This window comes from Rhodovulum sp. 12E13 (assembly GCF_003340565.1).
Classification (GTDB): Bacteria; Pseudomonadota; Alphaproteobacteria; order Rhodobacterales; family Rhodobacteraceae; genus HLUCCA09.
Window position 1 is genome coordinate 106,484 of sequence record NZ_QPLK01000009.1, and the last position, 21,993, is coordinate 128,476.

At 71.6% G+C, this 21,993-nt stretch carries 21 protein-coding genes; 9 read left to right on the plus strand and 12 right to left on the minus strand.

The genetic code is table 11. The features are described 5' to 3' along the window. Positions 1 to 360: 360 nt before the first annotated feature. The 7 genes from DLJ49_RS10235 to DLJ49_RS10265 all read right to left on the minus strand — a co-directional run bounded on the left by DLJ49_RS10235 (position 361) and on the right by DLJ49_RS10265 (position 7,627). Positions 361 to 1,506 carry a TFIIB-type zinc ribbon-containing protein gene (locus DLJ49_RS10235; protein WP_115393448.1) on the minus strand — a complete coding sequence of 382 codons (1,146 nt, stop codon included), beginning with the start codon at positions 1,504 to 1,506 and terminating at the stop codon, positions 361 to 363. A gap of 6 nt (positions 1,507 to 1,512) precedes the next feature. Then, positions 1,513 to 2,658 carry an SPFH domain-containing protein gene (locus tag DLJ49_RS10240; protein WP_115393449.1) on the minus strand — a complete coding sequence of 382 codons (1,146 nt, stop codon included), beginning with the start codon at positions 2,656 to 2,658 and terminating at the stop codon, positions 1,513 to 1,515. Between the two features lie 143 nt (positions 2,659 to 2,801). Continuing rightward, a complete protein-coding gene (locus tag DLJ49_RS10245; protein WP_115393450.1) occupies positions 2,802 to 4,283 on the minus strand; it encodes an L-lactate permease in 1,482 nt (493 codons plus the stop codon). A 19-nt stretch (positions 4,284 to 4,302) separates the two neighbouring features. Next, the gene (locus DLJ49_RS10250) at positions 4,303 to 5,256 is read right to left on the minus strand and encodes a DUF2927 domain-containing protein (RefSeq protein ID WP_115393451.1); all 954 of its coding nucleotides are present in this window, start codon (positions 5,254 to 5,256) and stop codon (positions 4,303 to 4,305) included. Positions 5,257 to 5,261: 5 nt separating this feature from the next. Beyond that, positions 5,262 to 6,470 carry a toxic anion resistance protein gene (locus DLJ49_RS10255; RefSeq protein ID WP_115393452.1) on the minus strand — a complete coding sequence of 403 codons (1,209 nt, stop codon included), beginning with the start codon at positions 6,468 to 6,470 and terminating at the stop codon, positions 5,262 to 5,264. A 45-nt stretch (positions 6,471 to 6,515) separates the two neighbouring features. Continuing rightward, complete coding sequence (locus DLJ49_RS10260) at positions 6,516 to 7,418, minus strand: 5-bromo-4-chloroindolyl phosphate hydrolysis family protein (protein ID WP_115393453.1); 903 nt, start codon at positions 7,416 to 7,418, stop codon at positions 6,516 to 6,518. Continuing rightward, complete coding sequence (locus tag DLJ49_RS10265) at positions 7,418 to 7,627, minus strand: hypothetical protein (RefSeq protein WP_115393454.1); 210 nt, start codon at positions 7,625 to 7,627, stop codon at positions 7,418 to 7,420. The genes DLJ49_RS10260 and DLJ49_RS10265 overlap by 1 nt, the downstream gene beginning before the upstream one ends. A 165-nt stretch (positions 7,628 to 7,792) precedes the next feature. On the opposite strand from DLJ49_RS10265, the gene DLJ49_RS10270 reads away from it, so the two are divergent. Together DLJ49_RS10270 and DLJ49_RS10275 are read left to right on the plus strand one after the other, a co-directional pair. After that, on the plus strand, positions 7,793 to 7,975 hold the full coding sequence (locus DLJ49_RS10270; protein ID WP_115393455.1) for a PLDc N-terminal domain-containing protein: 183 nt from the start codon (positions 7,793 to 7,795) through the stop codon (positions 7,973 to 7,975). A gap of 82 nt (positions 7,976 to 8,057) precedes the next feature. Next, a complete protein-coding gene (locus tag DLJ49_RS10275; RefSeq protein ID WP_115393456.1) occupies positions 8,058 to 8,513 on the plus strand; it encodes a YaiI/YqxD family protein in 456 nt (151 codons plus the stop codon). Positions 8,514 to 8,531: 18 nt separating this feature from the next. On the opposite strand, the gene DLJ49_RS10280 is transcribed toward DLJ49_RS10275, so the two are convergent. Continuing rightward, positions 8,532 to 9,467, minus strand: coding sequence for a LysR family transcriptional regulator (locus DLJ49_RS10280; protein ID WP_115393457.1), 936 nt, complete (start codon positions 9,465 to 9,467; stop codon positions 8,532 to 8,534). A gap of 111 nt (positions 9,468 to 9,578) precedes the next feature. Here DLJ49_RS10280 and DLJ49_RS10285 point away from each other — a divergent pair, with 111 nt between their 5' ends. The 5 genes from DLJ49_RS10285 to DLJ49_RS10305 all read left to right on the plus strand — a co-directional run bounded on the left by DLJ49_RS10285 (position 9,579) and on the right by DLJ49_RS10305 (position 15,032). Then, complete coding sequence (locus DLJ49_RS10285; RefSeq protein ID WP_115393458.1) at positions 9,579 to 10,526, plus strand: tripartite tricarboxylate transporter substrate binding protein; 948 nt, start codon at positions 9,579 to 9,581, stop codon at positions 10,524 to 10,526. Next, a complete protein-coding gene (locus tag DLJ49_RS10290) occupies positions 10,523 to 11,035 on the plus strand; it encodes a tripartite tricarboxylate transporter TctB family protein (RefSeq protein ID WP_115393459.1) in 513 nt (170 codons plus the stop codon). The genes DLJ49_RS10285 and DLJ49_RS10290 overlap by 4 nt, the downstream gene beginning before the upstream one ends. Before the next feature lies 1 nt (position 11,036). Next, positions 11,037 to 12,548, plus strand: a complete 1,512-nt coding sequence (locus DLJ49_RS10295; RefSeq protein WP_115393460.1) for a tripartite tricarboxylate transporter permease — start codon at positions 11,037 to 11,039, stop codon at positions 12,546 to 12,548. Further along, positions 12,548 to 14,143 carry a gamma-glutamyltransferase family protein gene (locus DLJ49_RS10300; protein ID WP_115393461.1) on the plus strand — a complete coding sequence of 532 codons (1,596 nt, stop codon included), beginning with the start codon at positions 12,548 to 12,550 and terminating at the stop codon, positions 14,141 to 14,143. The genes DLJ49_RS10295 and DLJ49_RS10300 overlap by 1 nt, the downstream gene beginning before the upstream one ends. Before the next feature lie 142 nt (positions 14,144 to 14,285). Continuing rightward, the gene (locus tag DLJ49_RS10305; RefSeq protein WP_115393462.1) at positions 14,286 to 15,032 is read left to right on the plus strand and encodes a YebC/PmpR family DNA-binding transcriptional regulator; all 747 of its coding nucleotides are present in this window, start codon (positions 14,286 to 14,288) and stop codon (positions 15,030 to 15,032) included. Between the two features lie 253 nt (positions 15,033 to 15,285). Here DLJ49_RS10305 and DLJ49_RS10310 read toward each other — a convergent pair whose 3' ends face one another. The 4 genes from DLJ49_RS10310 to DLJ49_RS10325 all read right to left on the minus strand — a co-directional run bounded on the left by DLJ49_RS10310 (position 15,286) and on the right by DLJ49_RS10325 (position 19,377). Beyond that, entirely contained in the window at positions 15,286 to 15,912 is a 627-nt protein-coding gene (locus DLJ49_RS10310; RefSeq protein WP_115393463.1) for a (d)CMP kinase, read from the minus strand. Positions 15,913 to 16,009: 97 nt separating this feature from the next. Then, positions 16,010 to 17,368 (minus strand): 3-phosphoshikimate 1-carboxyvinyltransferase, encoded by a 1,359-nt coding sequence (gene aroA, locus DLJ49_RS10315; RefSeq protein ID WP_115393464.1) that lies wholly within the window; start codon positions 17,366 to 17,368, stop codon positions 16,010 to 16,012. 111 nt (positions 17,369 to 17,479) lie between these two features. Continuing rightward, a complete protein-coding gene (locus DLJ49_RS10320) occupies positions 17,480 to 18,532 on the minus strand; it encodes an amidohydrolase family protein (RefSeq protein WP_115393465.1) in 1,053 nt (350 codons plus the stop codon). A 95-nt stretch (positions 18,533 to 18,627) separates the two neighbouring features. After that, entirely contained in the window at positions 18,628 to 19,377 is a 750-nt protein-coding gene (locus DLJ49_RS10325; protein WP_115393466.1) for a tRNA (guanine(46)-N(7))-methyltransferase TrmB, read from the minus strand. On the opposite strand from DLJ49_RS10325, the gene rpsA reads away from it, so the two are divergent. Further along, positions 19,376 to 21,358: a 30S ribosomal protein S1 gene (rpsA, locus tag DLJ49_RS10330; protein ID WP_255566618.1), complete on the plus strand. Its 1,983-nt coding sequence runs from the start codon at positions 19,376 to 19,378 to the stop codon at positions 21,356 to 21,358. The two genes, DLJ49_RS10325 and rpsA, sit on opposite strands and share 2 nt — an antisense overlap. Positions 21,359 to 21,689: 331 nt before the next feature. Next, positions 21,690 to 21,980 (plus strand): integration host factor subunit beta, encoded by a 291-nt coding sequence (ihfB, locus tag DLJ49_RS10335; RefSeq protein WP_115393468.1) that lies wholly within the window; start codon positions 21,690 to 21,692, stop codon positions 21,978 to 21,980. Positions 21,981 to 21,993: the final 13 nt, after the last annotated feature.

Sequence of the window (21,993 nt, forward strand, 5' to 3'; positions counted from 1 at the left end):
TTGAGGCAGTTCGGGCGGGGGCATGCAAGCCCGCAGATCGGCCTGGGCAGGCACGCCCTGGGCGGCCCGACCCGCGGCGCGCCGGAGAGGGCGACGGCGCCGCCGCGGGGTGGGCTTGCGTATTTGGAACAGAAAGAAACCCTGGAGGGTGCGCCCCGACCGGCGGCCCCGCTTTACAGGCGGACGGGCTCGCGGGCCGGGGCGGCTTCTTCCTGTACGGTCATCGGCTCGCCAGCCTGTACCGCCCCGCCACATTCGCGCATCACGGTTAATTCGGGGTTATCGGGCCTGGGTTTCTTTCTGTCGCAAATACGCACCGGCGCGGCGGATCGGCTCTTCGCGTCGCCGGGGCAGGGCGGGTCAGAAACCGCCAGGCGCCGGAGCCATCCCCTCGCTCACGGCGATCAGGTAGCCGACCGTGCTTGCCGCAAGCAGACCGAGGGCGACGGCCAGCGCGATCTTCCACCCCGAATACGGCCGCTCGCCCTGCACCCGGCCGGTCTGGCCGTTGACGAGAAAGCGGAACGACCGGCCGCGATAGCGGTAGGCGGCCACCCACACCGGCAGCAGCACGTGCTTGAAGGTGATGCCGGACACGTCGGTGTCGATCCGGTGCACCCGCTGGCGATCGCCGCCGATGTCGAAGCGCACGTCGCGCTCGATCGTGCGGTCCATCCGGGCACGGGCGTCGTCCCACGCCTCCTCCAGCCCGATCGTGTAGGCCTCGGCGCGAAAGCCCGCCAGGTATTCCGGGTTGTAGGGCTCGAGCGCGGCGAGGTCCCACGGCGGCAGGGCGCGGGCGAAGCTCTCGGGCAGCGAGCGCGAGGCGAGCACGAGCACGTCGTCGAAGAAGCGCGCCACCCGGCCGCTCTTCGGTGTCCAGCGCACCTTGGCCACCCGCACGGTCTGGCGCTTGCCGTCGCGCGTCACGGTGCGGGTCTCGTAGTAGACCGTGCCGCGCTCGCCGTGATAGGCGCTCTTGGTGTCGGCGTCGAAGGTCCAGTGCGGCACGTAGATGCCGGTCATCTTCCGGCCCCGGCGGGCATAGTCCTTGAGCCCCGAGGGCGCGAACCACAGCCGGCCGAACCATGTCTCCATCGCCTCGTGCGCCGCGGGCTCGTCGAGCAGGAAGGGCAGGACGGCGCGCGGCTTGATGTGCCGGTCGGTCGCCGCGCCGGTCACCACGGGGGTGGCGCAGAACGGGCATTCGGCGGCGTGCAGGCCGGGCTCGAACTCGACCCGCGCGCCGCAATTCGTGCAGGAGAGGACGCGCGTCTCCTCCTGCTCGATTTCGGGCAGGGTCCGGGCGCGGGCGGCCTCGAAGTCGAGCTCGCGGATGGTGGCCCGGCGCCACGGGCCGCCGCTCGTCTCCTGCTCCGTGCCGCAATGGGAGCAGACGAGCATCCCGCGGCCGGGGTCGAAGCGCATCGCCGCCCCGCATGCGTCGCAGGGGAAGAGACGCTCGGCCTCGGCGGCGGTCGCGTGGTCCGTTCCGGTCGTGCTCATGAGGTGTCAGGCACCCGATGGCGGCGGGGGCGGGGGCGGGGGCGGCAGCACGGTGAAGAGCTGGGCGAGCTCGCGCACGTCCTCGGCAGGCAGCCAGCCGTCCTGCCCCGGAGTCCAGACCAGCGTCTCGCGCCTGAGGCGCCCCTGCTTGACCATCCGCCCCATGTCGGCACGGCTGAAGGGGCCATCGGTCTCGCCGTTCTCGGCGACGTGCCAGACATGCTCGACCGGCGGGGGCGGTGGCGGGGCGGCCTGCGCGGGCGAGCCCTGCGGTGCCCCCCACGGCCCCGGCTGCGCCATCTGCCCCGACAGCTGGTTGGCCATCGCCACCCCCATGCCCATGCCGAGGCCCGCGCCCATGCCCGCCCCGCCGCCCGGCTGCTGGGCGGCCTGGCTCATCGCCTCGGCGGCGGAGTACCGGGTGAACTTGCCAAGATCGCCCGCGAGCCCCATCGAGGTGCGCTTGTCGAGCGCGGCCTCGACCGCCGGCGGCAGCGAGATGTTCTCGATGTAGAACTCGGGCATGACCAGCCCGTATTCGGCCAGCACCTTCGACACTTCCGCCGCGATCAGGCGGCCCATGTCGCCGGTGTTGGCTGCCATGTCGAGCACGGGGATGCCCGACGAGGCCATGACGCGCGAGGCTTCCTGAACGATGATGTTGCGGATCTGGAAGCGGATCTCGTCCATCGTGAACTCGCCGTCGGTGCCGACGATCTCGCGCAGGAACAGGGCGGGATCGGTCACCTTGATCGTGTAGGTGCCGAAGGCGCGGATGCGCGTCGGCCCGAACTCGGGGTCGCGCAGCATGATGGGGTTCTTTGTGCCCCACTTGAGGTCGGTGAAGCGGGCCGTCGAGACGAAGTAGATTTCCGATTTGAAGGGCGAGCGAAAGCCGTGATCCCAGTGCTGCAGGGTCGTCATGACCGGCATGTTGTTGGTCTCGAGCATGTAGAGACCGGGGGTGAAGACATCGGCCAGTTGCCCCTCATGGACGAAGACCGCCGCCTGCCCCTCGCGCACTGTCAGCTTGGCGCCGTACTTGATCTCGTGGCCCTCGCGCTCGAACCGCCAGACAAGCGTGTCGCGGGTGTCGTCGGTCCAGTGGATGACGTCGATGAACTGGCCGGAAAGGAAGTCGAAGATGCCCATGGGTGCCGCCCCTCGATGCGTTCGCCACGACTATAGCGGCCCGGATGCGGCCCGGCGAGACCCCGGTGGCCACCGGGGAAAACGCGCTTGGAAGCGCGTTGCCAAGGCCGTTCCAACGGCCTTGCCCCGCGTCGACGGGGCGCTCAGGACGCCAGCACGTAGACGATGCCGCCGAGCGCGGCGGCATAGAGCAGCCCCGGCGCGAGCGTCCGCGCCAGTACCGTGCCCTCGCGGCCGACAAGGCCCACCGTCGCCGCGCCCGCGATGATGTTGTGCGGCGCCACCACGTTGCCGATGGCCGAACCGGCGCCCTGCGCCGCGGCCATCGTCACCGGCGCGAGACCCAGCGTCTCTGCGGCCGAGAGCTGGAGCTCGGTGAACAGGATGTTCGAGGCGGTGGCCGAGCCGGTGACGAACGTCCCGAGCACGCCGAGGAAGGGCGCGACGAGCGGCCAGTAGCGCCCCGCCTCGGCCGCCGCGTCGGCCAGTGCGGCGATCATGCCCGCATGGACCATGAGCCGCGACAGCAGCAGCATGGCGAGGAGCGCGAGCGCGACCGCGCCGAGGCGGGCTGCCGCCGCCGTCACGGCGCCGGGCACCGCGCGGGCGCGCCCCGTCGCCAGCGCCGCGCCGATCAGCCCGGCGAAGAGCAGCGTGCCGGGGTGATAGAGCGGCGCGAAGGCGCCCGAGAAGCCGCCCGGCAGCTCCCACGCCAGCGCGAGACCCGACAGCGCCTCCTGCAGCGGGCCGACCAGTCGCGTCAGGAGCACGAGTGCGAGGATCGCGAGATAGGGGGCGAGATCGGCCGCGAGGCCCTCCGGCCGCCGCGCCTCGGTGCGAGGGCCGAAGCGGACCAGCAGCGCGACGAAGGCGGCCCCCCCGATCAGCGCACCGCCAAGGCTCGGCAGTTCCGGCCCGATCAGGCCGGCGAGCGCGACCGAGGGAATGAAGAAGCAGAGCGCCGCGACGAGCGCCCAGCCGATATCGCGCAGCCGCAGCGGCCCCGGCGCGGCGAACCAGAGGGCGACCAGCAGCAGGAATGGCCCCAGCGCGGCGTGCATCAGCGTGACGGTCAGCGCGATCTCGCGCCCCGAGAGGCCCGACAGCGCGACCTGCGTCAGCGTCGGCGTGCCCACCGCGCCGAACGACACGCCCGCCGCGTGGCCCAGAAGCGCCAGCACCACAGCGCGGGCGGGTGCAAAGCCGAGGCCCGCGAGCAGCGGCGCGGCCAGCGCCACCGGCGTGCCGAAGCCGGCCGCGCCCTCGATGAACAGGCCGAAGAACCACGCGATCAGGATCACCTGCATCCGCCGGTCGGTGGTCAGGCCCCCGAGCGCGTCGCGGATGCGGCCCACCGCGCCGGTCGCCTGCTGGAACTCGTGCAGCGCGAGCGCCGGCAGGATCACCCAGAGGATCACGCCCGTCGCGTGCAGCGCCTCGGCCAGCGTGCCGCCCGCCGCCGGCCCCCGGCCCCCCGGCGCCGCCGCGCCGAGGTCGAAGATCGTCAGCGCCAGCACCGCGGCGACGGCGAGGCCGATGCCGCCCGCACGGGCCGCCGACAGGCGCAGCGCGCCGATGCCGGCCAGAACCACGGCGATGGGCAGCGCGGCGAGCGCGGCGGTCATGCGCCCCCCGTGCGCCGCCTCACGTCTCGCCCCCGACCAGCTCCTCGGCGATGGCGCGGGCGATCGGGGCGGCCTCGTGCGACTGCATTCCGGGGCGCAGCCGGTCGTCGTAGAGCATCCGCAGCAGGAGCTCGTCGTGCCGGGTCAGCAGCGCGAATTCCTCGTCGTCGTTGAAGATCGAGGGCCGCGCCGCCGGGCTGTCGTTGGCCAGCCCCAGGCCCTGCGCCACCTCCTCGTGCAGGCAGGACAGGCGCAGCAGATCGGGGTGCTCCGCCCGGATCACCGCCACCGCGCGCACGTATTCGCGGCTCGCCCCCTCGGAGAAGGCGAAGACGAGGCAGAAGGTCGAGCGCGGCATGTCGGTGATGGTGCGCAGCGCGGTCTGCCCGATCCCGGGCACCAGCGCACGCAAGCGGTCGGCATAACCGCGCCGCTCGTCCTCGTGCAGCATCAGCACGTGGAAGTTGCCGCCGTCGCGCACAGCGCGGATAGGGTGGCCCGTCACGCGCGACAGCCGCGCGGCCAGCGTCGAGAGGGCGGCGCGGTCATCGCGGGCCTGAGATGGCGGGACGGTCTCGCCGAACTCGATCTCGAGCCGCACCGGCCCCGTCCAGCGGCGCAGGTCACTTTCGGTCTGGCGCGCGACCATCGCGCCGTTGTTCTCGACATATTCGTCGAAGAGCGCGATGCGCACGAAGTTCTCGGTCAGCATCCGCGCGTCGAAGGGCGTGTCGCGGCCCCCGCCGTCGGTGCGCAACAGCCCCTGCGCCAACAGGTCGGACTGAACCCGCGCGTAATAGCGCGCGAGCGCCCGGCTCTCGGAGCTGCGCTCGGGCGCGGGGAGAGACGCCTCGGCGGCGCGGTCGGGGCGCGAGGGTGGCGTGGGCGACACACCGACCGGGGCCGGCGTGCACGACGCCAGCGCCAGCGCGACGGCTGCCGCCCATCCCGCCCGGAGCACGCCCTCGCCCATGCGCCTCAGCCGGTCGGCGCGGGCGCGGCGGCGGCGTCGCCGGAGCCGCCCCCGGTCGCACGTGCCTTGGCGGACGCGAGCGTATCGCGCAGCTCGGCCTCCATCTTCTGCAGGTCGGCCTCGGCGGTGGCGCGGCGCTTCTTGCCCTCGTCGGCGATGGCGAGGCTCTCGTTGATCGTGGCGATGAGCGTCGCGTTGGCCTGCTTGACAGCCTCGATGTCGAACACGCCGCGCTCCATCTCCTCGCGCACCGTCTTGTTGGCCTGCCGAAGGTTCTCGGCATTCGCGGTCAGCAGTTCGTTGGTGAGGTCCGACGCCTCCTTGACCGCCTTGGCCGCCTCCGACGAGCGCTGGATCGTCACCGCCTGCGCCAGCTGCGTCTCCCACAGCGGCACGGTGTTGACGAGGGTCGAGTTGATCTTGGTGATGAGCGACTTGTCGTTTTCCTGCACCAGCCGGATCGAGGGGAGCGACTGCATGGTCACCTGCCGCGTCAGCCGGAGGTCATGCACCCGCCGCTCGAGGTCGTCGCGGGCGGCGCGCAGGTCGCGCAACTCCTGCGCCTTCATCACCTGGTCGTTCTCGGCCGCCGCCTCGACCTCGTCCTCCTTGGCGGGGATCGTCGTGGCGTCGAGCTCCGACAGCTTTTCCTCGCCGGCGGCGATGTAGAGCGCGAGTTCGTCGTAGAAGGCGAGCGTCTTCTCGTAGAGCACGTCGAGCGACTTGACGTCCTTCATCAGCGTGTGCTCGTGGCCGAGCAGCGTGTCGGTGATGCGGTCGATCTGAAGCTGCACATCCTCGTATTTCGACATGAACTCCGAGATCGAATTTCCGCCGCGATTGAAGATCCGCTCGAACCACGAACGCTTGCGGTTGGGATCGAGCTCGTCGACAGAAAAGCCCCTGATGGTCGAGACGATCTCGCGCAGGCTGTCGCCGGCGGGGCCGACATCCTTGTTCTTGACGCCCGCGAGCATCGACTGGCTGATCTCCTGCAGTTCGGATTGCGCCGACGAGCCGAACGCCACGATCGAGTTCGTGTCGGCCATGTCGATCTCGTCCATGCGTTTGCGGATCGCGTCGCTCACCTGCGCGTCGGCCTCCTTCATGGGCACCACCGCCTCGGCGGGTGCGGGTTCCGGCAACAGGGCCTTGGTGACGGCCTCGACTTCCTCGAGCTCGGCCTCTGCCTTCTGGCGGACGGTGTCGGACATGGGGTCTCTCCGTGGATGGACAACCGGGGGTCTTCCGAAAGAAGTTCACTCCATCGGCTTCACGCCCTCGCGCGTCAGCCGCTCGCGGAGCACCTCGATCTCGATGTCGAGGTCGGTGCGGTCGCTTTCCATCAGCTTTACCGTCTTCGCCGCGAAATTGCTCTCCAGATCGTCCAGCAGGGCGATGTAATCGGCCTTGGCCTGTGCGTCGGCGGTGCGGGAATACAGGTCGGCGAACTTCACGGTCGCGTCCCGCGCCCCCACGAGATAGACGCCGAGGAACTTGCGCGCCGAGGGCAGGTCGCGCGGATCCTCCTCGACCGTGCGGAACATCTGTCGTGCGGTCGTCTGGAACGCCTCGACCCGCCGTTCGAGCGCCCGGTCGCCCGCGCGGTGAATGGCCAGCCCCATCGCCTCGAGATGCGCCTCCGCCTCGTCGACCGCGCGCGCCACCCGCTCCGACTGGAAGCCGTCGGACGACACCCCCTTGTCTCTCAGCGGGTCGAGCCCGAAGGTCGCGAGCATGAGCGCCACCGCGATCAGACCGTAGAGCGCGGGCTCGATGAGGGCGGGCACCTCCGGGGCGAAGGCGGCCAGGAACACGCCCAGCCCCATGCCGACGGCCGAGACGATCTTGCGGGGGACGGCCGGCTTCCTGGCAACCTTGCGCTCGCGGTAGGCATCCTCGGCACGCAGGCCGTCCGACAGCACGAACACCGACCCCGCCATGACGCCGGCCGCCGCGAGGTCGACCGCCATGCCCACCGCATCCTGCCGGAAGGCGGTGACGAGCAGCGGCAGGGGCGCGAGGTAGAGCAGGTTGCGCCGCCCCCGCCCGCGTACGGGCTGGCCGAACGAGGGGCGCAGGCGCGCCGCGCCGGCCTCGCCCCCCGACGTCTTGCCGGCAGAGCCGCCGGGCGAGTATCTGCCGCCGAAGCGCTGGGCCATCACGGGCCTCCGATCAGGCCGGCGGAGACCCCGAAGACGAGGCACCACAGCACGGCGAAGGCCACCTTCGAGAGGGTGCCCGCGGTCACCGGCGTCTGCTCGACGGCCGTGCGTGCACCTGCCGCGAGCGCAGCCCCGGCGGTCACGATCGCCAGCACCAGCCCGACCGTGATCGCGACGGCGGCGGCCAGTGTGATGAGAATGCGCATGGTCGTGGCCTCCCCTCGCGCCTGGACGATCTATACGACATGGGTGCCACGGCGCAATCGCGCGAGAGGCGGGCGCCGCGCGGCGGTCACAGATGCCTCAGTGCGGAACAGGGGCCGGTGCCGCCGCGCTGATCCCCCCGACGCAACACGCATCGGAGCCTCGCCATGGAATTCCTCCTGGGACTCGTCGTGCTCGTGCTCGACATCTACGCGATCTATCAGACCCTGACGTCGAGCGCCTCGACCGCGGCCAAGGCCGCGTGGACGATCGCCATCATCCTCCTGCCCGTCCTCGGGGTGCTCGTCTGGCTGATCGCCGGGCCGCGGGGGCGCCCGCTTCGGGCCTGAGGCGATACGCGCCGCGCGCGATCGGCTGGCCATCGGCGACCGGGCCGCCTAACCTCGCCCGCGCCAGGGGCGGGAGATGCCGATGACCACGCTCTACGTCGATGCCGACGCCTGCCCCGTGAAGTCGGAGGCGGAGCGGGTGGCCACCCGGCTCGGCCTGCCGATGGTGCTCGTCTGCAACGGCGGGATCCGGCCGCCCGAGAACCCGCTTGTCTCGCTCGTCGTCGTCGACGCGGGCCCCGATGCCGCCGACCGGTGGATCGCGGAGCGCTGCGGGCCTGGCGACGTGGTCGTGACCGCCGACCTGCCGCTCGCCGCCCGCTGCCTCGAGGCGGGGGCGCAGGTGATCCGGCATGACGGCGAGGCGCTGACGCAGGCCAATATCGGCGCGCGGCTGGCCATGCGCGACCTGATGGCCGACATCCGGGCGGCAGATCCCTTTCACCGGGGCGGCGGCGCGGCCTTCTCCAGGGCCGACCGGGCGCGCTTCCTGCAGGCGCTCGAACGGGCGGCGACGGCCGCCCGGCGTGCGGGCTGAGCGGCGGCAGCCCCGCCGTCACCGTCCGCCCGGCACGCCGGCAAGCGTGTCGACCGGCAGGGCCGCCGACGGCCGGTCGAGCCCTGCCGCCTCGACGCAGCGACCGAGCTCGGCCCGGAACACCTCGAGCACGCGGGCGCGCGACGACACCTGCCGCTCCACCAGCCCCAGCCGCCGCGTGATCCGCCCCTCGCCGAAGGGGCGCGCGACGAACCGGTCGCCGGCGGTGTCCATCAGCGCGAGCTTGGGCACCACCGCGCAGCCCATGCCGGCGGCGACGCAGCCGACGACCGCGGGCATCGTGTTGACCACGGCGACCTCGCGCGGCGCGACGCCGAGGCGGGCGAGCTCGGTCTCGATCTGGCGGGCCAGCGGCACCGCCGTCCGGTAGCGGATGAAGGGAAGGCGGCGCAGCATCTCGGCGTCCGACCCGTCATGCGTGCCGCGCGGCGCGATCAGCACCAGCGGCTCCGAGAGCACCTCTGTCCACGACAGGCCGGCGGGCAGGCCGACATGCTCGGCCACGAGCGCCGCGTCGAGCCGGTGCGCGGCGACGTCGGCGATCAGCGTCTCCGACACGCCGACCGTCAGCGCAAAGGCGAGATCGGGGTAGCGTGGGCTCAGGCCGGCGAGCGCGTGGGGCGCAAGCTGCATCGAAACCGTGCGGATCGCCCCGATCCTGAGCACGCCCGCCGTGCTGCCGCCCGAGATCGCGAGCCGCGTCTCGGCCATCTCCTGCACCATCCGGCGGGCGGTGCGCAGCATTTCCTCGCCCCCCGCGTTGAGCCGGGGCGGCCGGGTGCGCCGGTCGAAGAGCTGCGCGCCCAGTTCGGCCTCAAGCGCCTGAATCTGCTGGCTGACCGCCGAAGCGGTCAGGTTTACCCGCGCGGCCGCGGCGGCAAAGCTGCCGGTCTCGGCGACGGCGATCAGGGTGTCGAGCTGGCGCAGATCCACAAGTTGTTTCGTAAGCACCGCTTGTGAAAAAGACCAGAACAATTCGCTTTCGCCAGAGGCGCTGGTTTCCCATGCTCCACGCCACAATCACCCAATCGCAGGGAGACCGCCATGAGCATGTTGAAGCCACTGTCCGTCGCGCTGGGCCTCGGCCTGGCCGCCGCGCTGCCCGCCGCCGCGCAGGACTACCCCGAGAAGCCCGTCGAGTTCATCGTGCCGTGGTCGCCGGGCGGCGGCAGCGACACGCTGATGCGCATCGTCGCCAACAACGTCACGCCCTATCTCGGCGTCGAGATGCCGGTGATCAACATGCCCGGCGTCGGCGGCACGGTGGGGCTGCGCGAGGCCTCGCGCCGCGACGCCGACGGCTACACGATCAGCCAGGTCCACGAGGGTCTGCTGACCGCTACCGTGACGGGCCTGACCGAGCTCGAATGGTCGGATTTCGAGCCGATCGCCCTGATGACCTCGTCGCCGCAATACCTCGTCGCCGCCGACGAGGCGCCCTTCGAGACCTTCGAGGAGATGGTGGCCTATGCGCAGGAGAACCCGGGCGACCTGACGATCGGCGTCACGCTCGGCGGCGTGCCGCACCTGCATGCCGCGATGATCGCCGAGGCCTTCGACATCGAGTGGTCCTACGTGGGCTACGAGGGCACGGGCGAGCGCATCCGCGCGCTGGTGGGCGGCAACCTCGATCTCGCCATCGGCGACGTCGCCTCGTCGCTGCAGTTCGCCGAGAACGGCGACCTCAAGTTTCTCGCCACCGGCGCGACCGAGCGCATGGCGCAGACCCCAGACATCCCCACGCTGACCGAGCTCGGCGCCGATCTGGAGCTGACGATCACCCGCGGCATCGTCATGCCGCAGGGGGCGCCCGACGAGGCGCAGGCCACGCTCGAGACCGCGCTGATGGAGCTGTCGGAAGACGAGACCTTCGTCCAGCAGGTCAACAACGCCGGCGCCGAGGTCGCCTTCCGCGGGCAGGAGGACTACACGGCCTACCTCGCCTCGCTGGCCGGCACGGTGGAACGCCTCGCCGAGGTGCTGGCGCCGTGAGCGACGTCGGGGCTGAAAGGGACCGGACGGGCGAGTCGGGCGAGGTCGCCCGGCTCGTCGCCTACGTCGCGCTCTTCGCCGTCTCGGCGGCGCTGTTCGTCGAGGCGGCAGGGCTGCCCGTGTCGCGTTTCGAACGGCTTGGCGCGGGCGCCTTTCCGATGATCGTGCACGGCACGCTGATGGCGCTGCTCCTTGGCGCCATCGTCGCCACGATGCGCCGACTGCCGCGCGCCGCCTACGCCCGCTTCGCGGCCGATATCCGCGACTGGGCGGTGTCGCGGCGGCTCGTCTTCTTCCTCTTCGCCTGTCTGGGCCTCTACCTCGCCGTGATGCCCGTGGTCGGCTTCGCACCCGCGACCTTCGTCTTTCTCGCGGTCATGCAGGGCGTGCTCGCGCCCAAGACGCCGGTCGCCATGGGCACCGCGCTGCTGCTGGCGCTCCTGTTCTCCTACGGGCTGAACTGGCTCTTCGCCGAGGTCTTCAACGTCTTCCTGCCGCGGGGCCGCTGAGATGGACGCCTTCCTGCAGGGCGCGGCCGTGGTGCTGTCGCCCGAGACGCTGATCTACATGCTGGTGGGCTCCATCGCGGGCATCGTCGCCGCAGCCATCCCGGGCTTCACCGTGACGATGGCGATCGTGCTGACGCTGCCGCTGACCTTCGCGATGGACCCGCTGCAGGGCATCGCGGTGATGCTGGCCGTCTATGTGGGCGGCTACACCGGCGGCCTGATCTCGGCCGCGCTGCTCGGCATACCCGGCACGCCGTCGGCGGTGGCCACCACCTTCGACGCCTTCCCGATGGCCCGGCGGGGCGAGCCGGGGCGCGCGCTGTCGATCGGGGTCTGGGCCTCGTTTCTCGGCACGGTGATATCCACCGCGGTCCTGATCGTCGCCGCGCCCCCGCTCGCCGTCTTCGCGGTGCGGCTGGGACCGTGGGAATATTTCTCGCTCATCGTCTTCGCGCTCACGATCGTGGCCAGCCTCGTCGGCCACTCGGCCACGCGCGGCCTGATCGCGGCGCTGATCGGGCTCGCGATCTCCACCGTGGGCGCCGACCCGATGATGGGGCAGCCGCGCTTCGACTTCGGGCTCGAGGTGCTGCAGGCGGGCCTTCCCTTCCTCGTGGTGCTCATCGGCATCTTCGCCATCTCGCAACTCGCCTCCGAGGTGGAGGATGCGGGCGCCATCCGCCGCGGCGAGAAGGTTGTCACCGGCAGCATCGATTTTCGCGTCTGGGACGCGATGCGCGACGTGGTGATGCGCCCGGTCAACCTGATCCGCTCGTCGGTCGTGGGCGTGGCGATCGGCGCGCTGCCGGGCGCGGGCGGCTCGATCGCCAACCTCGTCGCCTACGACCAGGCCAAGCGCGCCTCGAAGACGCCGGAGACGTTCGGCACCGGCACGCCCGAGGGGGTCGTCGCCTCCGAATCGGGCAACTCGGCCACGGCGGGCGGCGGCCTGATCCCTCTCATCGCGCTCGGCATCCCCGGCTCGGCGGTCGATGCGATCCTGATGGCCTCGCTCATGGTGCACGGCATCTCGGTGGGGCCGCGGCTGATCATGGACAACGCCGACCTGGTCTACGGCATGTTCCTCGCCATGGTCGTGTCGAGCCTGCTGATGCTCGTCGTGTGCCTGACCTTCATGCGCGCGTTCCTGCGGGTGGCCGAGGTGCCGAAATGGGCCATCGTGCCGCTGGTGCTGGTGTGCTGCGTCGTCGGCTCCTTCGCGCTGAACAACCGGGTGACCGATCTCTACCTGCTCGGCGCCGTGGGGGTGCTGGGCTACGCGCTGCGCGCGCTCGACTTCCCGCTCGCGCCGCTGGTGCTGGGCGTCATCCTGGGCCCCATCGCCGAGACCAACCTTCGCCGCGCGCTTATGACCGACGCCGACTGGTCGCTCTTCTTCACCCGGCCCGTCAGCCTGATCTTCCTCGTGCTGGCCGTGCTTTCCATCGCCTGGTCGGTGCGGGCGCACATGCGCGCACGCCGCAAGGCAGACGACCGAAAGGAACCCGCCTGATGTTCATCCGCCATGACTCGCTCTACGCCTCGCGGCGCTCGCCAGTGCTGGCCGACAACGTGGTCGCCACCTCGCAGCCGCTCGCGGCGCAGGCGGGCGTGTCGATGCTCATGCGCGGCGGCAACGCCGTCGACGCCGCCATCGCCGCCGCCGCCGTGCTGACCGTGGTCGAGCCCACCGGCAACGGCCTCGGCTCGGACGCGTTCTGCATCCTGTGGGACGGGACGCGCCTGCACGGGCTCAACGCCTCCGGCGCAGCGCCCGCGGGCTGGACGCCCGAGCGCTTCGCCGGGATGTCGGAGATGCCGTTCCGCGGGTGGGAATCGGTGACCGTGCCGGGGGCGGTCAGCGCCTGGGCGGCGCTGTCGGAGCGGTTCGGCCGGCTCGACCTGCCCACGCTGCTCGCGCCTGCCATCCGATACGCCGAGGAGGGGTTCGTCGTCTCCCCGGTGATCGGCGCGCTCTGGGCCAAGGGGGCCGAGGCGCTCGGCAACCAGCCCGGCTTCGCCGAGGCCTTCATGCCGGGCGGGAGGGCGCCGCAGGCGGGGGCGCGATTCGCCCATCCCGGCCAGGCCGAGAGCCTGCGCCTGATCGCCGAGAGCGGCGGCCGCGCCTTCTACGAGGGGGCGCTCGCCGAGCGCATCGCCGCCTTCGCCGCCGAGCATGGCGCGGCGCTGACCGGGGATGATCTTGCCGCCCACAGCCCCGAATGGGTCGAGACGATCCGCACCGGCACCTGCGAGGCCGAGTTGCACGAGATCCCGCCCAACGGGCAGGGCATCGCCGCGCTGATGGCACTGGGGATGCTCGAGGCGAGCGGCGTGCACGACATGACACCCGACGACCCGCGCGCCCTGCACCTGCAGATCGAGGCGATCAAGCTCGCCTTCGCCGATCTGTACGCCTACGTGGCCGACGTCTCCGCGATGCGCCCCGTCACCGTCGAGGCGCTGCTCGACCCGGGCTACCTGCGGTCGCGTGCCGCCGGGATCGACCCGGACCGCGCGGGCGACCCCGGCGCGGGCGCGCCCCTCAACGGCGGCACCGTCTACCTGACCGCAGCGGACGCGGACGGCATGATGGTGTCGTTCATCCAGTCGAACTATGCCGGCTTCGGCTCGGGGGTGGTGGTGCCCGGTACCGGCATCAGCCTGCAGAACCGCGGCGCGGGATTCACCCTCGAGCCGGGCCACCCCAACGAGGTGGGGCCGCGCAAGCGCCCGTTCCACACGATCATCCCCGGTTTCGTCATGCGCGACGGCGTGCCCGACATGAGCTTCGGCGTGATGGGCGGGCCGATGCAGGCGCAGGGCCACGTGCAGATGGTGCTGCGCACGCAGGCCTGGGGGCAGGACGTGCAATCGGCCGCCGACGCGCCGCGCTGGCGCTTCGTCGAGGGCCGCACCGTCGCCTGCGAGGAGACGATGCCCGAGGCCACGCGCGCCGCGCTCTCCTCCATGGGGCACGAGATCGTGGTCGAGGCGCCCGACAACGCTTTCGGCTTCGGTGGCGCGCAGCTCATCCGGCGGCTGCCCGGCGGCGGCTACATGGCGGGCTCCGATCCGCGCAAGGACGGCTGCGCCATAGGCTTCTGACGCCGGGCGCGGGGCGGGCCCGGCGCCGTCGCGCGGCGGCCTCGTCGTGGGGGCGCGTGCCCTCGCGGGGCGGGCGGGATTGCCCTCGCCCCGCCCCGCGCCTTATATGCACGCGAATTCAGGCATCGCGAGAGAGACGATCATGGCCGGCCATTCCAAATGGGCGAACATCCAGCACCGCAAGGGGCGCCAGGACGCTGCGCGCTCCAAGCTGTTCTCGAAGCTGTCCAAGGAGATCACGGTGGCCGCCAAGATGGGCGACCCCGACCCCGAGAAGAACCCGCGCCTGCGCCTCGCGGTGAAGGAGGCCAAGGCGAACTCGGTGCCGAAGGACGTCATCCAGCGCGCCATCGACAAGAGCCAGGGCGGCGAGGGCGACGGCTACGAGGAGATCCGCTACGAGGGCTACGGCCCCGGGGGCGTGGCGATCATCGTCGAGGCGATGACCGACAACCGCAACCGCACCGCCTCCAACGTGCGCTCGACCTTCGGCAAGCACGGCGGCAACCTCGGCGAGACCGGCTCGGTCGGATTCATGTTCGAGCGCAAGGGCGAGATAGTCTATGCCGCCGATGCCGCCGACGAGGAGACGGTGCTCGAGGCCGCGATGGAGGCCGGCGCCGAGGACGTCGAGAGCACGGCTGACGGCCACACGATCTACTGCGCCGACACCGATCTCAACGACGTCTCGAGCGCGCTCGAGGCGCGTCTGGGCGAGGCGCAATCGACGAAACTCGTCTGGAAGCCGCTCAACACGACCGAACTCGACTACGAGGGCGCGCAGAAGCTGATGCGCCTGATCGAGGTGCTGGAAGACGACGACGACGTGCAGCGCGTCACCGCCAATTTCGAGGTCTCCGACGAGGTGATGGAGCAGCTCGCCTCCTGACCCGGCCGTTCCGGCAGGCCCTTCGCCCTCTCGCGGGCGGTGGCCGACGGCCGTGTCTCGCCGTGACGGGCCGAGGCCGCGCGCGCGGGGCAGGGGCCCTCACTCGCGCCGATCGCGCCGCACGCAACGCGAGCGCCCGGCAGCTCTTGCTCGACAGCGCGACGGCCATTTCGCTGACCATTGCTGCCGGTCTCTCGCCTCGATGGCCATGCGCGCCGCTCGGGGGGGGCGTGCCGCGCCGCCCGCAACCGGGTCAGGCGCCCGGGCGATCGTCTCGCGCGTCGGCCACCATGGCGATGGCCGCGGCCACGGCCTCGTCGATCGACATCGTGGAGGTATCGAGCACCTTCGCGTCGGGTGCAGGCCTGAGCGGGGCGTCGGTGCGGCCCCGGTCGCGCGCGTCGCGCTCCCGCAGGTCGGCCGCCACCTGCTCGAGCGTCACGGCGTGGCCCTTGGCCGCGAGCTCGGCATGGCGGCGGCGGGCGCGCTCGTCGTCGGTGGCCGTGACGAACAGCTTCACCGCCGCGTCGGGGCAGATGACGGTGCCGATGTCGCGCCCGTCGAGCACCGCGCCGCCCATCCGCGTGGCGAAGGCGCGCTGGAAGTCGACCAGCGCCGCGCGCACTTCGGGGATCGCCGCGACACGGCTCGCCGCCTGCCCCACCTCCTGCGTGCGCAGGCCCGCCTCGTCGGCCAGATCGTCGGCCTGCAGGGCGCGCGCCGCGTCGAGGGGCGCGGTGCCGTCGAGCGTGCGCCGCCCCGTGGCGCGGTAGAGCAGCCCGGTATCCAGATGCGCGAACCCGAACCGCGCCGCGACGGCCCGCGCGATGGTGCCCTTGCCTGCCGCCGCGGGGCCGTCGATGGCGACGGTGAAGCTCATGCCCGCCGCTCCACGGGCCGGGCCGGCCGGCCGGCCTCCGGCGGGGATATTTGCAGCAAGAAGAAGGGCGGGGCGCTGCGCGTCGGGCGGACGGGGGTCATGCGTCCTCCGTCGCGGCCTCGAAGCGGGCGCCGAGGCGCTCCATCAGCGGGCGGAAATCGGGGAAGGAGGTGGCGATGGGGCCGGCGTCGTCGACGGTGACGGGAGCCCGCGCCGCCATGCCGGCGATCAGGAACGACATGGCGATGCGGTGGTCGAGGCGGGCCGCGACCGTGGCGCCGCCGGGAAGGCCGCCGGGACCCGCGCCGTGAACGGTGAAGCTGTCCTCGGTCTCGTCGACGCGGGCGCCGCAGGCGCGCAGGCCGCGCGCCATCGCGTCGATCCGGTCGCTTTCCTTGACGCGCAGTTCGTGGGTGCCGGGCATGTGGGTCGCCCCCTCGGCGTTGGCCGCGACGACCGCGAGGATCGGGTATTCGTCGATCATCGAGGCGGCGCGCTCGGGCGGCACGGTGATTCCGCGCATCGCGGGCGAGTAGCGGGCGCGCAGGTCGGCCACCGGCTCGCCGCCTTCCTCGCGCGGATTCTCGAAGGTGAGGTCGGCGCCCATGTCCTGCAGCGTGGTGTAGAGGCCGGCGCGGGTGGGGTTGAGGCCGATATTCGGCACCACGATCTCGGAGCCGGGCACGATCAGCGCCGCGCAGACGGGGAAGGCGGCCGAGGAGGGATCGCGCGGCACGGCGATGGCCTGGGGCCGCAGCTCGGGCCGGCCGATGAGGGCGATACGGTGGCCCGCGGCGGTATCCTCGACCGTCACCTCGGCGCCGAAGCCCGCCAGCATCCGCTCGGTGTGGTCGCGCGTCGCCACCCGCTCGGTCACCACCGTCGCGCCGGGGGCGTTCAGCCCGGCGAGCAGCACGGCGCTCTTGACCTGCGCCGAGGCGACCGGCGTGGCGTAGTCGACCGGCACGGGCAGGGCGGCGCCCGTGAGCGTGAGCGGCAGCCGTCCGCCCGCGCGCCCCCGCGCCTCCGCGCCGAAGAGGGCCAGCGGCTCGGTCACGCGCCCCATCGGGCGCGCGCGCAGGGAGGCATCGCCGGTGAAAGTGGCCGCGATCGGCGTGGTCGCCATCGCCCCCATGACGAGCCGCACGCCGGTGCCTGAATTGCCGCAATCGATGACGTCTTCGGGTTCGGCGAAACCGCCGGTGCCCACGCCGTGGATCGACCAGCGGCCCTCTCCGTGCCGGACGACCTCGGCGCCGAAGGCGGCCATCGCCGTCGCCGTGTCGAGCACGTCCTGTCCCTCGAGCAGGCCGGTGATCCGCGTCTCGCCCACGGCCAGCGCGCCGAGGATCAGCGACCGGTGGCTGATCGACTTGTCGCCCGGCACATGGGCCTCGCCCGTGAGGGGCCCCGAGGCGGGGGCGGTCAGGGGCGTGGGCGTGCCGTGCGCGGCCATGCGGCGTCTCCTTGCGGGCTCGGCCCCTCCGGAGGGGGCGGGCCTCGCCCTAGCGCAGGGCGTGGGCGGAATCCAGCCTGCCGCGGGCTCGATCCGGGCGGCGCGCGCGGCCTACCTCTCGCCCAGCCAGCGCTCGGGGTTGGTCTCGGCGATGGCGCGGAAGGTGTCCTCGCCCAGCGTCTGCCGCAGGCGCACCGAGATCTCGCGCTCCGAGGTCTCGACCTGCCGGGTCATGTAGAAGTCGGACCCGAAGAGGGTGCGGGCGCACACCGCCTCGTCCTCGAGAAACACCTTGAGAAACGGCAGGTAGTGCGGCCGGGCGAACAGCGTGTAGCTGATGTCGGCCCAGAGCGGCCCGCCCTCGTGCGCGCGCAGCAGGTCGAGGATCGAGGCGAGCCAGTTCCGGCGCCGCGCCTCGGCGTCGCCCGGCGCGAGCCCCTCGCGGATATAGGCGTCCCAGTCGCGCTGGCCGCCGAAATGGGCGAGGCAGATGCGCAGGGCGGGATGCGCCTCGATCACCGGCAGCATGGCGCGCGGATCGGTCAGGGCGTCGGCCCGGCGCACCGACAGCCCCCGCCCCGTGACGCCACCGCGCGAGCAGTGGCTGAGCACCGGCAGGCCGCGCTCGACCAGCAGGGGGTAGAGCGTGCCCATGAGCGCCTCGTGGTCGGGCGGAAAGCCGAGGCGCGGATAGATCTTCAGCCCGCGGAAGCCGAGCGTCTCGATCGCCCGCCGCGCCTCGGCCACGCTGTCCGCGGAGCGCGGGTCGACCGTGGCGAAGGGCAGGACCAGGCCCGCGCTTTCGGCCGCCAGCGCGGCGAGCTCGTCGTGCTGGGCGGCGAGGGCCTGCGCAGGCGCGCCCCAGCCGCCATGGGCCATGTCCATCGGCAGCACGACGAAGCGGGTGCCCTGGGGGTATTGCCGCGCGATCTCGGCGAGGATGCGCGCCTGCGCGCCGGCCGCCCCGGTCTGGCGAAAGCGGATCAGCCGCTCGACGGCTTCGGCCAGCCGTTCCTGCCCGGCGAAGGCGAGCGCGACCCGGACGCCGCGCGCGAGGCCGGGAACGCGCCTGAGCGGCCAGGCGGCGGGATGCGGAAAGAACTCCGGCACGTGCGCATCGGTAAAGGTGTGCACGTGGCAATTGGTGATGCGGATGTCGGCCATGACGCCCCCTCCCTCGGCGAGTGGCTCAGCCTATCACGGAGCGTCTCCCCCGTGCCCCGTCCGGGCGCGCGGCGAACCGCCGCCCGCGTCGGGGGTCAGCCCCGAGCACGCCGCCGGAGGAACGTCAGGTAGTGCGGCACCCGCCCCTCGCGCAGCGCCTTGGCCTCGTAGCGCGTGGTCACCCAGTCGTCCCACGGGCGGCGCCAGTCGTCCGGCCGCTCGGCTGTCCAGTCGAAGCCGTGGCGCGGCACCTGCTCGAGCGTCTGGCGCACGTAGTCGGGGATGTCGGTCGCCACACGCAGCTCGGCGCCCGGCGCCATGACACGGGCGAGCGGCGCGAGGTATTCGGGCGTCACCGCGCGGCGCTTGTGGTGCTTCGCCTTGGGCCAGGGATCGGGGTAGAGCAGGAAGCACTTCCGCACCGAGGCGTCGGGCAGCACGTCGAACAGGTCGCGCACGTCGCCGGGATGAATGCGGATGTTGTCGGCCCCCGCCTCGCGGATCCTGCCCAGAAGCATCGCCACGCCGTTGACGAAGGGCTCGCAGCCGATCAGGCCCACCTCCGGGTGCGCCGCAGCCTGGTGCACCATGTGCTCGCCCCCGCCGAAGCCGATCTCGAGCCAGACCGGGCGCCCCCCGAACAGGGCGGCGAGGTCGATCGGCCGGCGCGCGGGGTTCTCCTCCCAGGTGACGGGGCCGGGCGACAGGCGGCCCAGATCCTGCTCCAGGTACGCGCGCTGGCTGTCGCGCAGCGCCTTGCCGTGGCGGCGGCCGTGGAAGTTGCGCCACGGCGCGCCGGCCTGCACGCTCGGCGGTGGGGATCGGTCGGGGCGCTTGTCGGGCATGCTCTCTCTCCGGATCCGCGCCCCTAGCCGCGTGCGGCCGGCTGGGTCAAGCGCGGCGTCCCCGGCTTCTTTCTGGTCCAAATACGCCCGGGCCGCGCTTGCCACCCCGCGCCGGCGCCTGTATAAAGCGGCGCGTCAGAGAAGCAGGCGGTCAACGCCGGGGACGACGAGCAGGGTCGGGGGCTCCCTCCGGCCCTTCGTGTTTTCCCGGTGCCCCGTGAAAAGACCAATCTCCAGACCGGCGGAGACAACCGCCCGGCCCGCAACATCGCAAACCAGGATCCGAAACAGACACATGCCCGCGAACGCATCCATGGAGGAATTCGAGAGCCTCCTGAACGAAAGTCTCGAAATCGACACGCCGACCGAGGGGTCGGTCGTCAAGGGCCGCGTCATCGCCATCGAGGCGGGGCAGGCCATCATCGACGTCGGCTACAAGATGGAAGGCCGCGTCGAACTCAAGGAATTCGCCAATCCCGGCGAGGCCCCCGAGATCGAGGTGGGCGACGAGGTCGAAGTGTATCTCGACCGGGTCGAGAACGCCCGCGGCGAGGCCTCGATCAGCCGCGAGAAGGCCCGCCGCGAGGCCGCGTGGGACCGCCTCGAAAAGGCCTATGCCGACGAGCAGCGCGTCGAGGGCGCCATCTTCGGCCGCGTCAAGGGCGGCTTCACCGTCGATCTCGGCGGCGCCGTGGCGTTCCTGCCCGGCTCCCAGGTCGACGTGCGCCCGGTGCGCGACGCGGGCCCGCTGATGGGCCTCAAGCAGCCCTTCCAGATCCTCAAGATGGATCGTCGCCGCGGCAACATCGTCGTGTCGCGCCGCGCCATCCTCGAGGAGAGCCGCGCCGAGCAGCGCGCCGAGGTGATCGCCAACCTGCAGGAAGGCCAGGCGGTCGATGGCGTGGTCAAGAACATCACCGAATACGGCGCCTTCGTCGATCTCGGCGGCGTCGACGGCCTGCTGCACGTCACCGATATGGCGTGGCGCAGGGTGAACCACCCCTCCGAGATCCTCTCGATCGGCGAGACGGTGCGCGTCCAGGTCATCAAGATCAACAAGGAGACGCACCGCATCTCGCTCGGCATGAAGCAGCTTCAGGCCGACCCGTGGGATACCGTCGAGGCGAAGTTCCCGATCGGCTCGGTGCATACCGGCCGCGTGACGAACATCACCGATTACGGCGCCTTCGTGGAACTGGAGCCAGGCGTCGAGGGCCTCGTCCACGTCTCGGAGATGAGCTGGACCAAGAAGAACGTGCATCCGGGCAAGATCGTGTCCACCTCGCAGGAGGTCGACGTGATGGTGCTCGAGATCGACACGCAGAAGCGCCGCGTGTCGCTGGGGCTGAAACAGACCATGCGCAACCCGTGGGAGGTCTTCGCCGAGACCCATCCCGAGGGCACCGAGGTCGAGGGCGAGGTCAAGAACATCACCGAGTTCGGCCTGTTCGTCGGCCTGCCCGGCGACATCGACGGCATGGTGCACCTGTCCGACCTGAGCTGGGACGAGCGCGGCGAGGACGCGATCCAGAACTACCGCAAGGGCGACGTGGTCAAGGCCGTCGTCACCGAGACCGACATCGAGAAGGAGCGCATCTCGCTCTCGATCAAGGCGCTCGGCGGCGACAAGTTCGCCGACGCGGTGGGCGGCGTGAAGCGCGGCGACATCATCACCGTCGAGGTGACCGCGATCGAGGATGGCGGCATCGAGGTGGAATACGAGGGCATGAAGTCGTTCATCCGCCGCTCCGACCTGTCGCGCGACCGCTCCGAGCAGCGGCCCGAGCGCTTCCAGGTGGGCGACAAGGTCGACGTGCGCGTGACCAACATCGACAGCAAGTCGCGCCGGCTGGGCCTGTCGATCAAGGCGCGCGAGATCGCCGAGGAGCGCGAGGCGGTCGAGCAGTTCGGCTCGTCCGACTCCGGTGCCTCGCTCGGCGACATCCTGGGCGCCGCGCTCAAGGGCGAAGACAAGAGCTGAGGCCACCGCCCGGCGATTTCACAGGGGCCCCGCGTCAGGCGCGGGGCCTTTTCCTTTGGTGCCGGCCCGTCGCGCGGCACCCGTCCTTCGGGCGGCCGACGGCGGCGAATCGCGTGCGCTCCCCATCCGCCTGGTGGGGGCGATTTCCACGCGGCAGCCTTCCCCTGCGGCAGATCACGGTTTTTGTCGCCTGTTTCCGGCCATTTAGTTGTGGATTTCCCCGAGGCGCGCGTGGCTTCGTCGTTCCCGCGGGCGCCGTTTCCGGCTATGGTCTGCGCGCGGCATAGTGAACAAGAACGCCTAGGCCTCACCGGCCGGCACGGGGGAAACCATGATCCGTTCCGAACTCATTCAGATCATTGCTGACGAGAATCCGCACCTTTACCAGCGCGACGTCGAGAAGATCGTCAACACGATCTTCGACGAGATTATCGAGGCCATGGCGCGGGGCGACCGTGTAGAGTTGCGCGGCTTCGGCGCCTTCTCGGTCAAGAAGCGCGACGCCCGCACCGGCCGCAACCCCCGCACGGGCGAGGCGGTCGACGTGGACGAAAAGCATGTGCCTTTCTTCAAGACCGGCAAGCTGCTACGCGACCGGCTGAACGAGACCACCGACGCCTGACCGAACCACCAAG

What these genes read in the sequence shown, in the direction of transcription:
- DLJ49_RS10245 (WP_115393450.1), bottom strand. Translation starts at nt 4,283, where the DNA reads ATGACCGCCGCGCTCGCCGCGCTGCCCATCGCCGTGGTTCTGGCCGGC.
- DLJ49_RS10240 (WP_115393449.1), bottom strand. Translation starts at nt 2,658, where the DNA reads ATGGGCATCTTCGACTTCCTTTCCGGCCAGTTCATCGACGTCATCCAC.
- DLJ49_RS10265 (WP_115393454.1), bottom strand. Translation starts at nt 7,627, where the DNA reads ATGCGCATTCTCATCACACTGGCCGCCGCCGTCGCGATCACGGTCGGG.
- ihfB (WP_115393468.1), top strand. Translation starts at nt 21,690, where the DNA reads ATGATCCGTTCCGAACTCATTCAGATCATTGCTGACGAGAATCCGCAC.
- DLJ49_RS10270 (WP_115393455.1), top strand. Translation starts at nt 7,793, where the DNA reads ATGGAATTCCTCCTGGGACTCGTCGTGCTCGTGCTCGACATCTACGCG.
- DLJ49_RS10235 (WP_115393448.1), bottom strand. Translation starts at nt 1,506, where the DNA reads ATGAGCACGACCGGAACGGACCACGCGACCGCCGCCGAGGCCGAGCGT.
- DLJ49_RS10300 (WP_115393461.1), top strand. Translation starts at nt 12,548, where the DNA reads ATGTTCATCCGCCATGACTCGCTCTACGCCTCGCGGCGCTCGCCAGTG.
- aroA (WP_115393464.1), bottom strand. Translation starts at nt 17,368, where the DNA reads ATGGCCGCGCACGGCACGCCCACGCCCCTGACCGCCCCCGCCTCGGGG.
- DLJ49_RS10250 (WP_115393451.1), bottom strand. Translation starts at nt 5,256, where the DNA reads ATGGGCGAGGGCGTGCTCCGGGCGGGATGGGCGGCAGCCGTCGCGCTG.
- DLJ49_RS10295 (WP_115393460.1), top strand. Translation starts at nt 11,037, where the DNA reads ATGGACGCCTTCCTGCAGGGCGCGGCCGTGGTGCTGTCGCCCGAGACG.
- DLJ49_RS10285 (WP_115393458.1), top strand. Translation starts at nt 9,579, where the DNA reads ATGAGCATGTTGAAGCCACTGTCCGTCGCGCTGGGCCTCGGCCTGGCC.
- DLJ49_RS10275 (WP_115393456.1), top strand. Translation starts at nt 8,058, where the DNA reads ATGACCACGCTCTACGTCGATGCCGACGCCTGCCCCGTGAAGTCGGAG.
- DLJ49_RS10305 (WP_115393462.1), top strand. Translation starts at nt 14,286, where the DNA reads ATGGCCGGCCATTCCAAATGGGCGAACATCCAGCACCGCAAGGGGCGC.
- DLJ49_RS10260 (WP_115393453.1), bottom strand. Translation starts at nt 7,418, where the DNA reads ATGGCCCAGCGCTTCGGCGGCAGATACTCGCCCGGCGGCTCTGCCGGC.
- DLJ49_RS10325 (WP_115393466.1), bottom strand. Translation starts at nt 19,377, where the DNA reads ATGCCCGACAAGCGCCCCGACCGATCCCCACCGCCGAGCGTGCAGGCC.
- DLJ49_RS10320 (WP_115393465.1), bottom strand. Translation starts at nt 18,532, where the DNA reads ATGGCCGACATCCGCATCACCAATTGCCACGTGCACACCTTTACCGAT.
- DLJ49_RS10255 (WP_115393452.1), bottom strand. Translation starts at nt 6,470, where the DNA reads ATGTCCGACACCGTCCGCCAGAAGGCAGAGGCCGAGCTCGAGGAAGTC.
- rpsA (WP_255566618.1), top strand. Translation starts at nt 19,376, where the DNA reads ATGCTCTCTCTCCGGATCCGCGCCCCTAGCCGCGTGCGGCCGGCTGGG.
- DLJ49_RS10310 (WP_115393463.1), bottom strand. Translation starts at nt 15,912, where the DNA reads ATGAGCTTCACCGTCGCCATCGACGGCCCCGCGGCGGCAGGCAAGGGC.